At 44.5% G+C, this 15547-nt stretch carries 16 protein-coding genes; 9 read left to right on the forward strand and 7 right to left on the reverse strand.

Annotated features, from left to right (window positions below; all coding sequences use genetic code 11):
* Positions 1-16: 16 nt before the first annotated feature.
* From C7475_RS22910 to C7475_RS22925, 4 genes are all read left to right on the forward strand, one after another.
* Positions 17-547: a cysteine hydrolase family protein gene (locus C7475_RS22910; protein ID WP_110055732.1), complete on the forward strand. Its 531-nt coding sequence runs from the start codon at positions 17-19 to the stop codon at positions 545-547.
* Between the two features lie 145 nt (positions 548-692).
* Positions 693-899 carry a hypothetical protein gene (locus C7475_RS22915; protein ID WP_110055733.1) on the forward strand — a complete coding sequence of 69 codons (207 nt, stop codon included), beginning with the start codon at positions 693-695 and terminating at the stop codon, positions 897-899.
* An 80-nt stretch (positions 900-979) separates the two neighbouring features.
* On the forward strand, positions 980-2161 hold the full coding sequence (locus tag C7475_RS22920) for a DUF4221 family protein (RefSeq protein ID WP_110055734.1): 1182 nt from the start codon (positions 980-982) through the stop codon (positions 2159-2161).
* A gap of 13 nt (positions 2162-2174) precedes the next feature.
* A complete protein-coding gene (locus C7475_RS22925; RefSeq protein WP_146217624.1) occupies positions 2175-2582 on the forward strand; it encodes a hypothetical protein in 408 nt (135 codons plus the stop codon).
* Position 2583: 1 nt separating this feature from the next.
* On the opposite strand, the gene C7475_RS22930 is transcribed toward C7475_RS22925, so the two are convergent.
* From C7475_RS22930 to C7475_RS22945, 4 genes are all read right to left on the reverse strand, one after another.
* Positions 2584-3702 carry a glycoside hydrolase family 130 protein gene (locus C7475_RS22930; RefSeq protein ID WP_110055736.1) on the reverse strand — a complete coding sequence of 373 codons (1119 nt, stop codon included), beginning with the start codon at positions 3700-3702 and terminating at the stop codon, positions 2584-2586.
* Between the two features lie 227 nt (positions 3703-3929).
* Entirely contained in the window at positions 3930-5363 is a 1434-nt protein-coding gene (locus C7475_RS22935) for a TolC family protein (RefSeq protein WP_110055737.1), read from the reverse strand.
* The gene (locus tag C7475_RS22940; RefSeq protein ID WP_110055738.1) at positions 5356-8523 is read right to left on the reverse strand and encodes an efflux RND transporter permease subunit; all 3168 of its coding nucleotides are present in this window, start codon (positions 8521-8523) and stop codon (positions 5356-5358) included. The genes C7475_RS22935 and C7475_RS22940 overlap by 8 nt, the downstream gene beginning before the upstream one ends.
* A gap of 25 nt (positions 8524-8548) precedes the next feature.
* On the reverse strand, positions 8549-9631 hold the full coding sequence (locus C7475_RS22945; protein ID WP_110055739.1) for an efflux RND transporter periplasmic adaptor subunit: 1083 nt from the start codon (positions 9629-9631) through the stop codon (positions 8549-8551).
* Between the two features lie 725 nt (positions 9632-10356).
* Here C7475_RS22945 and C7475_RS22955 point away from each other — a divergent pair.
* Positions 10357-10803 (forward strand): hypothetical protein, encoded by a 447-nt coding sequence (locus C7475_RS22955; protein ID WP_110055741.1) that lies wholly within the window; start codon positions 10357-10359, stop codon positions 10801-10803.
* Here the strand turns inward: C7475_RS22955 and C7475_RS22960 are convergent.
* Positions 10762-11223, reverse strand: a complete 462-nt coding sequence (locus C7475_RS22960; protein ID WP_110055742.1) for a hypothetical protein — start codon at positions 11221-11223, stop codon at positions 10762-10764. The two genes, C7475_RS22955 and C7475_RS22960, sit on opposite strands and share 42 nt — an antisense overlap.
* Before the next feature lie 128 nt (positions 11224-11351).
* On the opposite strand from C7475_RS22960, the gene C7475_RS22965 reads away from it, so the two are divergent.
* From C7475_RS22965 to C7475_RS22980, 4 genes are all read left to right on the forward strand, one after another.
* A complete protein-coding gene (locus C7475_RS22965) occupies positions 11352-11681 on the forward strand; it encodes a helix-turn-helix transcriptional regulator (RefSeq protein WP_110055743.1) in 330 nt (109 codons plus the stop codon).
* Between the two features lie 193 nt (positions 11682-11874).
* Entirely contained in the window at positions 11875-12945 is a 1071-nt protein-coding gene (gene arsB / locus C7475_RS22970) for an ACR3 family arsenite efflux transporter (protein WP_110055744.1), read from the forward strand.
* 21 nt (positions 12946-12966) lie between these two features.
* Positions 12967-13485, forward strand: a complete 519-nt coding sequence (locus tag C7475_RS22975) for a DUF6428 family protein (protein WP_110055745.1) — start codon at positions 12967-12969, stop codon at positions 13483-13485.
* A gap of 12 nt (positions 13486-13497) precedes the next feature.
* A complete protein-coding gene (locus C7475_RS22980) occupies positions 13498-13911 on the forward strand; it encodes an arsenate reductase ArsC (RefSeq protein WP_110055746.1) in 414 nt (137 codons plus the stop codon).
* Here the strand turns inward: C7475_RS22980 and C7475_RS22985 are convergent, their stop codons facing one another.
* Entirely contained in the window at positions 13912-14388 is a 477-nt protein-coding gene (locus C7475_RS22985) for a hypothetical protein (RefSeq protein ID WP_110055747.1), read from the reverse strand.
* 91 nt (positions 14389-14479) lie between these two features.
* Positions 14480-15421 carry an ADP-ribosylglycohydrolase family protein gene (locus C7475_RS22990; protein ID WP_110055748.1) on the reverse strand — a complete coding sequence of 314 codons (942 nt, stop codon included), beginning with the start codon at positions 15419-15421 and terminating at the stop codon, positions 14480-14482.
* Positions 15422-15547 lie beyond the last annotated feature (126 nt).

The raw sequence follows: 15547 nt of genomic DNA on the forward strand, positions 1-15547 counted from the left end.
ACGTATCCTGTAACATATGTCAAACTCGTGTATCGTAGTAATTGATCCGCAGAAAGACTTCATTAGTGAATCAGGTAATTATGCCGGTAGGCATAACGGTATCAGGCAAATGCTGGATGCTAAAGAAAAGATCAACGGCCTGGTGCACTCCGTTAATAAGAACCATGTAATCATTGTTACCTCCGATTATAAGAAAGACCAGTTCGGAACAGGCCTGTCCATCTGCATTCCGGGAACTGAAGGACATGAGACAGATATCGACGTCGACCCCGCCTATACTTTCATGACCAAAACGCAGCATAGCTGTTTTTCATCTGCCGGTTTCATACATCATCTAAAACGTAATGATATCAAAAGACTTTTGTTGTGTGGGTTCCTGGCGGAATACTGTGTGATGCAAACTGCCCTGGATGCTTTACGGCTTGGTTATGAGGTAGTCCTCATACAAGACAGTATAGGAACAGGAGATGATGTGCAACACCGTAAGGAACAGATGTTGATAAGTTTAAAAGAACAAGGGGCGGCTGTTCAAAATAGCTTTGCCTGATTATAGAAATTTAGTTAAATTTATTTGTGTACTGAACGTTTATGAATACCCGCTGATGCCAATGACCTGTAAATTATAATGTGTTATACCCGATAAGACTGTGATTTAGCCAACTACGCTTTTCCTTCATTTAAAACTATATAAGATGAAAAGACCCTTCATTCTTTTTAGCATTGCTATCACTGCTATGGTGCTGTTTGTATCAGGATCTTCTTCCGGAAGCGCCTGCGAGGACGATCATCATGGCTTACGCGGAAGATGCAGGATCACAGTTGTAGGTGGTGTATATCACTACAATTGTGTAACTGCGATTGATCCGGAAACTACGAACTGCACTTATTATGTAGAGTAGTAGTTGATGAAACAAACGAATAAACAGGGGCACTACACCCTGTTTATTCAAATTATCCCTATTAACATCTAAATCTGAATATGAAATCAAGAATGCTATCCCTGTTGTGGTTAATCACGATCACACTTTACGGGTGTGAAACACCTGCTGAAAAAACATGGTCAAACTGTAGTGTAAGCGGTAAGGCCGTTATCCCACTGGCGATTTCTTATAATGATACATTGAATCTTCACCTGGACGAAATGATGGTATTGGGTTGGGCATCGTCGGTCGACTATCAGGCAAAGGAAAAGATGCTATACGTATTTGATCGTTATAATAAGCGGCTGCTATCATATAATCTGAACGCGAAGGGACTGATATATCCGGACAGTATTTACCCGATTAAAATATCTTCCTCGATCTCCTACATTAAATATATATCCCGTGATACGGTGGCGCTGTATACTTATGGCGGCGCGAGTGGGGCGACGTTGTTCTATTATTCTTTGAACAGGGATACTGTCTATAAAAGCCTGGCATTCGTCAAAGAGGAGGTAGTGCGAATGAAGATATCGGCTGCCCCGCCTTACCCTTCAGCAGGAAAGCCGCTGTTTTTTACCGATAACAGGGTTATCGGTGCCGGAATGATGTTAGGCGAGGGGGAGGGTGAAAATGTAATGACCCGTACTATTTGTACCAAAATTGATCTGCCTTCAGGAAATATCAGCAACCATATTCCGTATCCAAAGCTATACTGGCAATATAACTGGGGAGGGTCGCACATGCGTGACCCTTATACATCCTTTAATGAGCGGACAAAAAAAATGATATTAAGTCTTCCGGCAGATCATAATATACAGGTTATTGATAGCAACTGGCAGACCACTGAATTTTATGCAGGAAGCAGAAGGGATATCTGTATCACTTCGATGCCGCTGTCGAAAGACGATAAAAAGTTGCTGGATGAAGAAGCGACGCTGGGATACTTTACCGGTACACCTTCATATCGTAATATCATTTATGACAAGTATCACGATAGATATTACAGAATATTGGAAATGCCTCCTGTACCGTTACAATCGTATACGGGCACATACCTCGACAAAAATATCAGCATCATTGCTTTTGATAAAGACTTCAATTATCTGGGAGAGGCCAGGCTGCCTGATTACCTGGGATTGGATAATTTTTTTGTTACCAGTGAAGGATTATATTTTCTAAATGTTGGCAATAAAAACAAAGATCTGGCGCAATATGTACAATGTAAAATTGAATTATAAGTATATCCTGTGTTTGCTACTGATAACAGCGTGTGCTGATGATCACGCAGACCTGCGCAAAGCCATTAAAACATTGGATGCGCTTCAACCTGCTACAGGCAGTTATGTTATTATCCCCAATCAGGGGTGCGAAGGTTGTATCAGTACGGCAGAAGCATTCGTGAAGAAACATATTGATCGTCAGGATAACATCAGATATATCTTCACCCGGATACAATCAGTTAAATTACTGAGGATAAAATTAGGTAGCAAAGTAATGTCCAGCAGTAAGATCCTGCTGGACACAACTAATTTGATCGGGTATCCCGATAAGAAGAAACATATCTATCCGATGATCGTTACCATAAAAGACCATGAAATCGATGAAGTAATTTATCAGAGCCCGGATGATGCCGGGCTTGATGTTCTGATAAAAGAGTGAGTTATCTGGGCTCATAAACAGCAGCAGCTACCCTGGAGTCAGCACAACCGTAATACAGGATATATTTGCCTTTGAAATATACAAGACCTTCAATGAACACTGTTCCTGCAGGATATTGCCCACTCTTCTCGAAAGGCTCGGCAGGTACCATGAAAGGTTTGTCCAGCCGTGTGATAAATTTAGATGGGTCTTCTGCACTGAATAACATTTGTCCGGCGCAATAAGAGTTCGCTGTATAGTTCGTATCACGATTCGCACCAGCGAGGTTTTTACCATTGTAGAGCAGCACAATGCCTTTGTCGGTCAGAATAGCGGGAGGACCGCATTCGGTCAGATGGCTGTCGAAATATCCCTTACGGGGAGAGATCAGTTCTTTCAACCCGCCTTTCTCGTTCAGCACCGGCGACCAGTCTACAAGATTATCCGAAGTAGCTGCATACACGTGATTTTCTCCCCAGTACATCCAATATTTGCCTTTATATTTTGTGATCTGCAATTTGCCATTTTTCAGGGTAGTGAGGACAGACGCCGATTTGGAAGCGATGTTGTGAAACTTGCCGTTATAGGCATCCTGAAAAATAGGACCATGCTTCTTCCAGTGTACCAGGTCTTTTGAAGTAGCGGAACCCAGGCGGGGTACCTTCTTATTCCACTGTGTATATAACATCAGGTAAGTTCCATCTTCGGTAACAGCTACACGCGGGTCTTCACAACCACCGGTCCATTCAAATTCCTGCTGATCGTCTGTGTTTGGAAAGAGCACCGGTTTACCCATGCGTTTCATTGTAACGCCGTTTTTACTTTCAGCCAACCCTATCCGCGAGGTACGATGCCCGATACCTACGCCTGACTTATCTTCTGCACGATAGAGCACATAGACCTTACCGTCTTTAACCGCAGCGGCAGGATTAAAAGTGTCATTACTTTCCCAGTCCAGCTGCTTTTGCTGCATAGGGTCGTAAAAGCGGCTGGCAGTATCAGGTGAAATAATGGGATTGACGCCGGGAGGTCTGACAAAAGGCCCTAACGCCCAATCGGGAAGCTGTTGGATAGGCTGTTGTGCAAGAAGGTGGCAGCTTACGGCTAACAATACCGAAAAAAGAAAGGATAGTTTTTTCATGTGGAATCGCTGATGACTTCTACGAAAGTAATAAATGAGAATAGAAATTCGTAGTTCTATCGAAATTCGTTCAGGTTTCTATATCTCCATATCGCGAAACCGTCATCTGGCCGTCACTTTACCGTCATCTGTATATCCCTTCGATATAGAGATGACGGTAAAATGATATAGAGATGACGGTGAAGCGATATGAAAGATTAGAGGAAAGGCCCTGTTTTAAGGCACTTTTAATTCCAGCCTCCGCCTAAAGCCTGATAAATATTGACCATGGCGGTCATCTGTTGCTTCCTGGTCTCGATCAGTTCAAACTTTGATTCCAACGCATCACGCTGGGTCAGCAATACTTCCATATAGTCTGCCCGCGCCGATTTGAAGAGATCATTTGAAATAGTGATAGATTGGGTGAGCGTCTCTACCTGTCTGGATTTCAGGTCATAGCTTTTGCCCAGGTTGCCGATCTTGATCAGTTGGTTCATCACTTCAACGTAGGCGTTCAGGATGGTACGCTGGTAGTTGTAAACGGCCTGTATCTGTTTAGCGTTGGCACTGTAGTAGGCAGCCTTTATCGCGTTCTTGTTGACCAATGGCGCAACCAGATCGCCGGCTACAGAGTATAACAGTGACTTGGGTGTTTTAAACAGGTATGTGGGATTAAACGCCTCATAACCGATAGCAGCAGAAAGACCCAGAGAAGGGTAGAACTGTGCCTTTGCTATTTTCACATCCAGTCTGGAAGCGGCCAGGTCCAGTTCGGCCTGTTTAATGTCAGGACGGTTAGCCAGCAACTGCGACGGGATACCGGAATGGATCACATCAGGTATAGCATTGTCGAAGGTCTGTGCATTCCTTTGAATAGGCTGCGGATATCTACCCAGCAGGAAGTTGATCCTGTTCTCTGTTTCGGTGATGCGCTGCTGAATGTCGAACTGCAGACTTTGCGTATTCAATACCTCTGCTTCAAATTTCCGTACGGCCAGCTCAGTAACACGGGTAGCCTCTTTCTGCAGTTTCACTATTTCCAGCGCGTTGGTTTGAATGCCGATATTCTGTTTTACGATATCCAGCTGTTTATCCAGCGCCAGTAATTCATAATAAGAGTTAGCTATCTCTGCGATGAGGGTGGTTACCACAAAGTTCCTTCCCTCAACTGTGGACAGGTATCTGGTCAGTGCTGCTTTTTTTGCATTATGCAGCTTGTGCCATATATCCACCTCCCAGGTAGCATAGGCGCCTACCAGGAAGTTTGGCAGTGGGTCCGGCATTTCCTTTCCGGGTTTGATCTCGGTAGTAGCGTCACCGGCGCCCTGGCTGGTGTATCTTCCTACCTTTTCTACATCGGCCGCACCTTTAATACCCACAAAAGGCAAATATTCGCCCTTTCTGGCCCTTATCTCGTTCCGGGCGATCTCTATCTCCTGTAAGGTGATATTAAGCTCCTGATTGTTCTTTAAAGCCGTATCTATGAGCGCAGCCAGATAAGGGTCGGTAAAGTATTCCTTCCACTTCAGATTGGCTACGTTGGTTGTATCCTGCGAGTTGTTATAACTCGCAGGAACTGTTTTATTTTCTGATTTCTCCGTTAAAGCCGGAACACCACAAGCCGCGGCAGCCAGGGAGATACCGGCTATCCCTATGTACTTATGTATTTTCTTTTTAAACATTATGGTCAATTTCTTCTGTTAACGGATTCATATCTTCGTCTTTAATGAGCTTGCGTCTTGCCGCAATACCACCAAATATGTAGTATAGTCCGGGGATGACGATCACACCGAATACTGTTCCCAGCAACATACCGCCTGCAGAAGCCGCACCAATGGTATGGTTACCGATGGCGCCGGGGCCTGTAGCGAAGAGGAGAGGGACCAGACCGGCGATGAACGCCAGGGATGTCATTAATATCGGGCGGAAACGCGTTTTGGCGCCTTCAATGGCAGCTTCCAGGACAGTCGAGCCTGAACGCTGTTTCTGAACGGCAAACTCCACGATCAACACGGCGTTCTTACCTAACAGGCCGACAAGCATTACCAGTCCCACCTGGGCGTAGATATCGTTTGCCAGGCCCATTACCTTAACGAGGAAAAATGCCCCGAAGATCCCCGCAGGGAGAGAGAGGATTACTGCTAACGGCAGGAGGAAACTTTCGTATTGCGCTGCAAGGATCAGGTATACAAAGGCCAGTACTATCAGGAAGATATAAAGGGCTTCGTTACCACGTCCTACTTCATCTTTAGACAGACCTTCCCAGTCGATGTCATATCCGCGCGGCAGTGTTTGTGCTGCTACTTCCTGGATGGCTTTGGTAGCCTCACCACTGCTGTAACCTGCTGCAGGCTCACCCCTGATAGCTGACGACGTATACATGTTGTACCTGGTGATCTCATTCAGACCATGTGTTTTCCTGATGGACATGAAAGCAGAATAAGGCACCATCTCATCACGGTCATTCTTTATGTAGAGCTTCAGCAGGTCGTCGGGTAAGCGCCTGTATTCAGGACTGGACTGTACATATACCTTGAGCGAAGTACCGAACCGGATGAACCCCAACTCGTAGCTACTTCCGATCAATATGGACAGGTTGTCCATTGCTTTACCAATGGATACGCCTTTCTGCATAGCTGCTTTATTGTCGATCTGCAACTCATACTGAGGGTAGTTGGCACTGAAGAAAGTGAATAATCCTGTTAACTCCTTACGCTTGCCAAGTGCAGCCATGAAGTCGTCATTCACTTTTTCCAGTTCCTTGTAATCATCGGCATTGGTCTTATCAAGCAAACGTAGCGCGAAACCACCTGCAGCACCATATCCAGGTACAGCCGGAGGACCGAAGAATTCAATGGTTGCACCGGGAACCTCTTTGGCTTTTTTCTCCAATTCCTCGATGATCTCAGTTACAGAGTGTTTACGTTCAGACCAGTCTTTCAAGCTGATGATACAGGTACCGGCGTTGGAACCTCTACCTTCTGTCAATACCTCATAACCTGCCAGTGCCGAAACAGACTGGATACCTTCGATATGCTCAGCGATCTCCTGCACCTTTCTGGCCAGATCATTGGTCCTTTCCAGTGTAGAGCCGGGAGGCGTCTGAATGATCGCGTAGATCATACCCTGGTCCTCATTCGGAATAAATCCGGCAGGCAGACTTTGGTTGATCCCGAATATGCCGAACCCGAAGGCCAGCAGGATACCGAAAGTGACCACTCTTCTGTTTACGATCACCCTTAACAGACTGGTATATCTGCCGGTCAGTTTCTCGAACTGCCTGTTGAAACCGTCGAGGAACTTATCTATCGGTGACTTTTTCTTTGGTTTGCCGTGATTGTTCTTTAAGATGATGGCACAAAGAACAGGTGTAAGCGTTAACGCTACCACACCGGAAAGCACGATGGACGTAGCCATGGTAATAGCGAACTGCCGGTAGAATATACCAACAGGGCCGGACATGAATGCTACGGGAATGAACACCGCCGTCATTACGAAGGTGATCGCAACAATGGCCCCTGCTATTTCATGTACCACTTTATATGTAGCCTGGTAGGGCGATAAATGTTCTTCCTCCATTTTCGCATGGACGGCCTCAATCACCACGATGGCGTTGTCGACGACTATACCGATAGCCAGTACAAGTGCGAACAGTGTGATGAGGTTGATGGTCAGTCCGAACACCTGCATAAAGAAGAAGGCGCCTACCAGCGATACTGGCACTGCCAGCGTTGGAATAAGCGTGGAGCGCCAGTCGCCGAGGAAGAGGAACACCACTATTGCCACGAGTATGAAAGCCTCACCCAGTGTATGCACAACCTTTTCAATGGAGGCGTTCAGGAAGCTGGATACGTCATAGTCTATCTCATAGTCCATTCCGGGAGGGAAGGAACTTTTCTTGATCTCTGCCAGTTTCGCCTTAATGGCTTTAATTACATCGCTCGCATTACTTCCATAAGTCTGTTTTAGTACGATCGCCGCTGAAGGGTGACCATTCAGGTTCGAATAAATATCATAGAACTCACTACCGAATTCAATGTTAGCAACGTCTTTCAGGTAAAGGATCTCACCTTTCGGATTTGCCCTTACGATCACATTCTCATACTGTTCAGGTTTGTTATATCTACCCTGATAGGTCAATACATATTCAAGTGCTTCCGAACGTTTACCATCGCTTCTTCCCAACCTGCCGGGAGAACCGATCACACTCTGAGTAGACAGCGCTTCCATCACCTCTTCAGTAGAGATGTTATAGGCACGCATCCTGTCAGGCTTCAGCCAGATACGCATTGCATACTGACGGCTACCGAGGATCTGGGCGTTACCTATACCGGATACCCTTCTCAGTTCCTGCAGGATGTTTGTATTGGCGTAGTTGTACAGGAAGTTCTCGTCAGCCTTCGGATCTGTACTGAATACGTTCACATACATCAACATGTTGGGCTGAAGGATATTCACAACGATACCTTCACGCTGTACGAGTGGCGGGAGCCTGCTCGTTACCTGTTCAATACGGTTCTTTACGTTAACTACAGCCTGATTCGGGTCTGTACCCAGATCGAAGACCACCTGTATGTTCGCCTCACCGGCACTGGTAGCGTCGGATGTCATATATTTCATACCCGGAACACCGTTCACGGCTTTCTCCATCGGAATGAGAACGGATTGGACCAGTACATCGGCACTGGCGCCGGGGTATGCCACACTCACAATTACCCTGGGCGGCGCAATAGAAGGGAACTGTGAGGTAGGTAATGTATAAATGGCCAGTACGCCCATGAAGACAATGACAAGTGATATCACTATCGCAAAGACCGGCCGTTTCATGAATATGTTAAACATTCTCTTACTTTTTTTGATTCGCAGATTATTCCGTTGGCAACACTAAATGGGAAACTACCTTCCTGGGATCCTCATATTCATAGGATATCTTGTCATCGTTCTTCACTTTCCTCAATCCTTCAAGCAGGATTTTGTCATCTGCGGCCAGTCCTTCTTTTATTACATACAGATCAGGAATTTCTGCAGCGATAGTGATAGGTTTTAATTTCACCACATTGTCCTTACCTACAGTATACACATACTTTCTGTCCATGATCTCCAGCGTAGCTTTCTGCGGAATGATCAGTGCATCTTTAAGCGGTTTATTTATCAGGATGGTACCTGTTTCACCATGTCTCAGCAGGCCGTCTGAGTTAGGGAATGTAGCCCTGAACGCGATGTTACCGGTTTCGTTATTGAACTCACTCTCAATGGTTTCAACTACTCCCGGATGTTTGAACAGCTGTTTGTCGGCCGTCAGCAGGTTTACTTCCAGCTTACCGGTGTTCGATTGTTGTGCTTTATAACTGAGGTATTCTGGTTCTGATACATTAAAATAGACCCACATTTTACTGTTGTCGCTTAACGTAGTAAGCAGTTCACCTTCTTCTACGAGGCTTCCAAGTTTTAGGTGGAGAAGGTCAACTAAGCCGTCAAAAGGAGCCCTTATTTCAGTAAAGGCCAGGTGAGCTGTAGCCAGTGCCAGTTCAGCTTTGGCTTTGCTCAGCTTAGCTTTGGCCATTGCCAGTTCATTCTTTGACACGACGTTTTTATCGGCGAGTGGTTGGGTATTCTGTACTTCAATTTCAGCAATGTTAACTTCTGCCTGTGCTCTTTCCTGTTCAGCTTCATATATGGTCGGCATGATCTTAAACAGGAGTTGTCCCTTTTTCACGAACTGACCTTCATCTACATAGATGTTCTGCAGGTAGCCTTTTTCCTGTGCTCTCAGTTCAATGTTGCGCATAGAACGTATCTGACATACGTATTCGCTGGTGACAGTTGTATCCATTGTCAACGGACTGGTGGCCACCAGTTTGGTTTCCTCTTCCTTTTCTTCTTTGTGTGATTTACAGCCTATATGACATAGCATGGCCGACACGCCCATAAGCATGACAATTCTCTTCATGGTATTTTATAGATTTTTAAAAAGTTGCTATTTGATAATGATGTTTTGAACGGTGTATAGCGTCATAACCTCTATAGCAGGATGCTACGACGGCAAACGGTTAAGAAATATTTGTGAACAGCCAGGCAAGGCTTTGCCTGAGCTACAGGAATAAATCGATCATACCCGGATTACACGGTGTACAATAAACTTATCTGAAGAAGAATAGGAAAAATGGTTGCAAAAAGGTAGGGGGTTCTTAAGGTAGCTATAATTAGATGGGGGTTCCTGGGGAGATAAACAAAAGTAATGGCTGATCTGTAAATGCTTTCTCGCTGAAAAGCTTTCTTCTTCCTCGACCTCTGTGGCTTTGATCTTTTCCTTTTTTTTGCCGGAGGAAGGAGCATTGCTGATCAGCGGTTGAAGGCTCGGTAGTTCGAAAACCTTTATCTGTACCCTGTTTTCCGAATGCAGTTTCAGTGACTTGTAAAGATTGTCCTGATCTGTATCAGCATACAGATGGCCGTGCCCCTTCAACAGAAAAAAACAGAGCGATAAGAAAAAATTTATTAACAATCTCGTCATCGGGATACAAAAATAGCAGAAAGTTCATTAAATAGTTAAGATTGTAAAATTTTAAGTATGATTTAATAACTTTCCACGAACGCAGGGAGGCATTCACCAGTTCTTATGGCATAGTTCATGAAGGAGAAATAAGGGTTAACTATTTTAAGTAAGGACTGCGTATGAATATTTTAAGAGCAATTCCGGCGGGTATATTTGGTACACTGCTGATGACAGGTGCACTTTATCTGCTGACAATCATCACCGGAAAAAATTTTAAGGTTGTCGGAATACTGGCTACGATGGTCACCGGACATACAACAGCATCAAAAGGACTGACTAAAGACAGAGCGGACCTGTTCATCGGGATACTGCTTCATTATTGTATAGGCGTAGGCTTCGCATTGTTTTACGCTTTTCTATGGCGGAATGGCATAGGTAATCCTGGCTGGAGCAGCAGTATCGTGTTTGGGTTGATAACAGGTTGTATAGCAACTATCTTCTGGTCTTTATTTACACACTGGCATCCGGATCCTCCGGCATTTCCGAGAGTCGCTTATGTTTCATTAGTGGGTCTTTCTCATGTATTATTCAGCCTGGGAGTTTCCTGGTTTTTTCTTATCCAGTAGCTTGTGTACAACCCCTGCTATCAAGCCCGCAGTTACATATAATCCCAATGTAAGCAGCTGTGTTTTCCCCGTTTTGTTACTATACTTCTCATTCAAACCCAGCTTGTTAGGAAGGGTGATAGCGCCGATACCGGCCATAAGTCCTAAAGCGGCCCCTGTGAGTATGCTATATTTTGGGTTCATGCCGACAAGTGAATAATAGCCTGCATTTCCGGCAATATCTCCGGCCATAGTAGCATAATATAGTTTCTTTTCACCCGGAACAGGCAGCCTGGCCTGATTGAGTGAACTTGATAAGGCCTGCATACCAAGTTTATCCATTCTCGGCGCTTGAGAGACGTTCTTTCTTAATGTCTCATGTGCCACTGTAAGAGCTACTGAGCTAATCAGTCCGCTTGTCATTGAAGCCAGTGTTTTCATACAATCCGTTTTGTTGGAAAAATCAAAAACCGGGCCTGTAAGTGGGGGTAATGTTATAAATTAAGAGTTGTACGCAGCCCTTTGGGGAGATAAACCCAAAATCGTAATATTGCAATAAATTGTGGATTATGGGTATCACCAAGACGGATTTGTTTAATAAGAAGCAGAATGATATGGCTAACGTAGCCAAGACATTGGGTCATCCCGCCCGGATCGCAATTCTACAATACCTCGTCAAATCCAATACCTGTATATGCGGAGACCTGGTAGATGAACTGGGGCTGGCACAGGCCACTATCTCACAGCATCTGAAAGAACTTAAAACAGCTGGTTTAATTAAAGGCACTATTGAAGGAAACAGTGTTTGTTATTGTATAGACCCCATCGGATGGAAAAAATGCAGGGATGCATTTGCTATGTTTTTTGTTGATGTGAACACTAAAGGAAACTGCTGCTAGCATTTCTTCCACTTATTATTCTTTGTATGATCCGCCTGTATACCAATAGTATCGGGAATGTCATGCGTCAGTATGCCATATAAACAGATGATTTATGGAAAAAAGATCAGATTCATTTGGTTGTGATATATCATTATCGTAATATTGCGATATTGTAATTGACACTATTCCTGTTGCAATAAATATCACACACATGCAGAATTGTAATCCGGCACAAAGAAAGAGGTTGGGTTTCCTTGATCGGTATCTCACATTGTGGATATTTCTTGCAATGGCTGCCGGGGTAGGCATAGGGTATTTCTTGCCATCCAGCGCCGGGTTTATCAATTCCTTTTCTTCGGGAACGACCAATATTCCATTGGCTATTGGACTTATATTGATGATGTATCCTCCACTGGCGAAAGTCAGGTATGAACAGATGGGAGAGGTATTTAAAAATACAAAAGTACTTGCTACATCGCTATTATTGAATTGGGTGATCGGGCCAATACTGATGTTCGTGCTGGCACTGCTTTTCCTGCATGGTTATCCTGAGTATATGATCGGATTAATACTGATTGGTCTGGCCCGTTGTATTGCGATGGTTATTGTATGGAATGAGCTGGCGGAGGGAAGCCGTGAGTATGCAGCGGGGTTGGTCGCGCTTAACAGCATTTTCCAGGTACTATTGTACAGTGTCTATGCATATGTTTTCATTACTGTGCTTCCTCCGGCTTTCGGTATAAAAGGTATTGAGGTAAATGTTACTATTGGTCAGATAGCAGAGAGTGTTGCCATCTATCTCGGTATTCCTTTTACAGCCGGGCTTCTCAGTCGCTTCGTCCTTCCGGGGCTCAAAGGTGAACAATGGTATCAGGAGACATTTATTCCGGCAATATCTCCGGTTACACTTATCGCATTGCTGTTTACTATCGTTGTTATGTTCAGCCTTAAAGGGGAACTGATCGTTCATATACCTATGGATGTGTTGCGTATTGCAATTCCATTAGTGATATATTTTGCTATCATGTTCCTGGTGAGTTTCGTATTGGGTAAGGCTGCAGGTGCCGATTATTCTAAAAATGCGTCTATTGCGTTTACTGCGGCGGGTAACAATTTTGAACTGGCAATAGCTGTAGCAATTGGCGTTTTTGGAATTAATTCCGGGCAGGCGTTTGTTGGTGTGATCGGCCCGCTCGTTGAAGTACCGGCATTGATAGGATTGGTTAACGCAGCCTTCTGGCTTAAAAGAAAATTGTACAAGGAAGATACTATCATCGCATAATTAACAATAAAAACTACTTTTATGAACAACCAGAGAATGAGCTGGCAATCATTTAAGGACCAGCTGAAAACACATCCTGATCAGATCCTGCAATTCCAGTTTGCAGCGGAGAAGTTCGTAGCACCATCTTATCACATTACGGAAATAAAGCAGGCGCCGATCACTTCTGTTGATTGCGGCGGCAAGATGAATGCATGGACAGAGATCATTGTTCAATTGTGGGAGCCTGGCGAAGAGCAAACTCAAAGGGCAATGGCGGTAAGTAAGGCATTGAAGATAGTCGACCTGGTAGAGAATAGTCTACCCTTGAATCCGGCGGGTATAGTAAAGATTGAGTTTGGTAATTCAGACTTCGATACGCGTCAGATGTACCCGAACGCGTTCCTGCTGGAAGGAGAGGACCTGATCGTTGATCTGCAGCCGGACGCTACTCAATGTAAGGCGACAGACAGGGGACAGACCTGTGGTACACCGAAGTCGAAACTAGCTGTATTACAAGATGCAGGACAAACATGTACACCTGGCGGCGGATGCTGCTAACAATAGATAAGAATGAAGAAAGTACTCGTACTCTGTACCGGCAACAGCTGCCGCAGCCAATTGGCCGAAGGATATTTACGTTATTTTGCAGGTGATAAAGCGGAGGTTTATAGCGCCGGTGTAGAAACACATGGTGTGAACCCGAAGGCGATTGCTGTGATGGCGGAAGATGGCATTGATATTTCCCGTCATACATCAAACAACATGAACGAATACAGGGACATTGATTTCGACTATGTAATCACTGTTTGCGATAACGCAAAAGAGCGTTGTCCGTTTTTCCCTTCCACTGCGCAGAAGTTCCATCATAACTTCCCGGATCCGGCCAAAGCAACAGGCACGGAACAGGAGGTCATGGATCAGTTCAGGGCTGTCAGGGAGCAGGTAAAACAGTACAGTGAAGACTTTGTCAGAGAACATTTATAGTCATTCACGTAACCATTTTATCATTTTCTCGCCCGTTGTCATACCAGCCGCCTGCAACATCAGCAAGCCGATATAATCGTTTTTACCGCAGCTGTCCACGATCTGTTGGCTACCGCCTCTATAGCCCTGCTCATGAAAAACGAAAAACGGATCTATCATTAAATGCATGCAGGCTGCGTATGACCAGGCAATGGCCATCATTTCTTCTCCTTCCCTGTTACTTCTTTTGATAATGTTTTTTTCAGTCAGCGAGTGACGATGTTTAGTTGGCACTACTGCAAGATGGCCGGCCTCATGGAGTATATCCCCGGGATGTTCCAGGGTATCTTTGTCAATAACGATCATTCCGTTTTCAACTAGTAAACCCGGAAGGAAGCTGTTTGTCCCGATCTTCCGGAATATTGTCTTAATACCAATACTATTTAGGAAGTTAATACATTTCTCAAATGCGATATTTTCATCATTATTGTAGGTCATATGCCTCTAAGCTACGTTTATATGACGGTAATCGTAGCGTTTTTTTTTAAGGTAGTGCTTGATGATGATAAAATAGGTGCGACCTAACGGATCAAATATCCCATTTGATTGTCCCTCGAACCTGATGTAGAATTTTTTCCATCCAGCTGAACTCACTAAGTTGTTGCAGATTTTCGTACAGATTGATAGGTATTCCCTTTAAGCCTACAAGGGCTCCTGCGATTTGTCCCGCTATTGAAGCATTTGTGTCCGTATCTCCACCTGCCTCAATAATTTGCTGGAACATGTTATTTATTCCGGTTTTCATCACAAGTGATGCAGAAAATACTGCAAAGGGCACAGAGTTAACTACATAGCCATTGGTTCCAAGTTTTGCAACTTCCTCAATAGTTTTTGTTTCGTAATTTGAATTGATCTCAATGAACCGGTCCCTGACATTTGTATCCGGTAACTGTGGTATTAAGATATCCAGCAGGTTCGGTTCTCCCCTCCATTCACCATTGAGGATCGCCCGTATAGCCAGAACAACCGATAATGCGCCAGCATATGCTTCGTCGTTTTTATGCGTGATCCGGCATAAGTCCCGGATATTTTCTCTCGTTATAGACTGTCTGAATGCAATTGGCGCTATTCTCATAGCAGCGCCGTTGCCGGCAGCGTATTCACCTGATCGGCCTACCTGGGACCAATGACCTCCTATTTCAAGTTCGAGTATGGCTTTTAAAGTACTGGCTCCAACTCCGGTGAGTTTATTTTGTTTATGATATTTGACGAAGTATCTGGAAAGAATCTCAGGGCCGAAATCTTTGTTAAGCAACGCTTCACATGAAGCCAATGTCAGCATCGTATCATCCGTTAATAGCCATGTCTCTTTAGGTTGACTTATGGGGTGCCAGTAGAAAGTATTAGGTTTAATAGGAGATACATAATTTTCGTAGCTACTTCCCCAGGCGTCCCCAATTGCCCCCAATAATATGCATGCTTCAAATCTTTCGGTTACTGGCATATTATTCTGACTGGTAATACTTGACATTGATTGACGCGATTGTTGGCTAAACAAATATATCGTTTATTGAGTTATCGTCCGATAACATATCCATTATCTACAAATAGCTTATATTAGAATAATTACAGCTCAAAATCATGCTATGGGTCGTAT

The sequence above is a fragment of the Chitinophaga sp. S165 genome, from assembly GCF_003182155.1.
In the GTDB taxonomy this organism is placed as follows: Bacteria; Bacteroidota; Bacteroidia; order Chitinophagales; family Chitinophagaceae; genus Chitinophaga.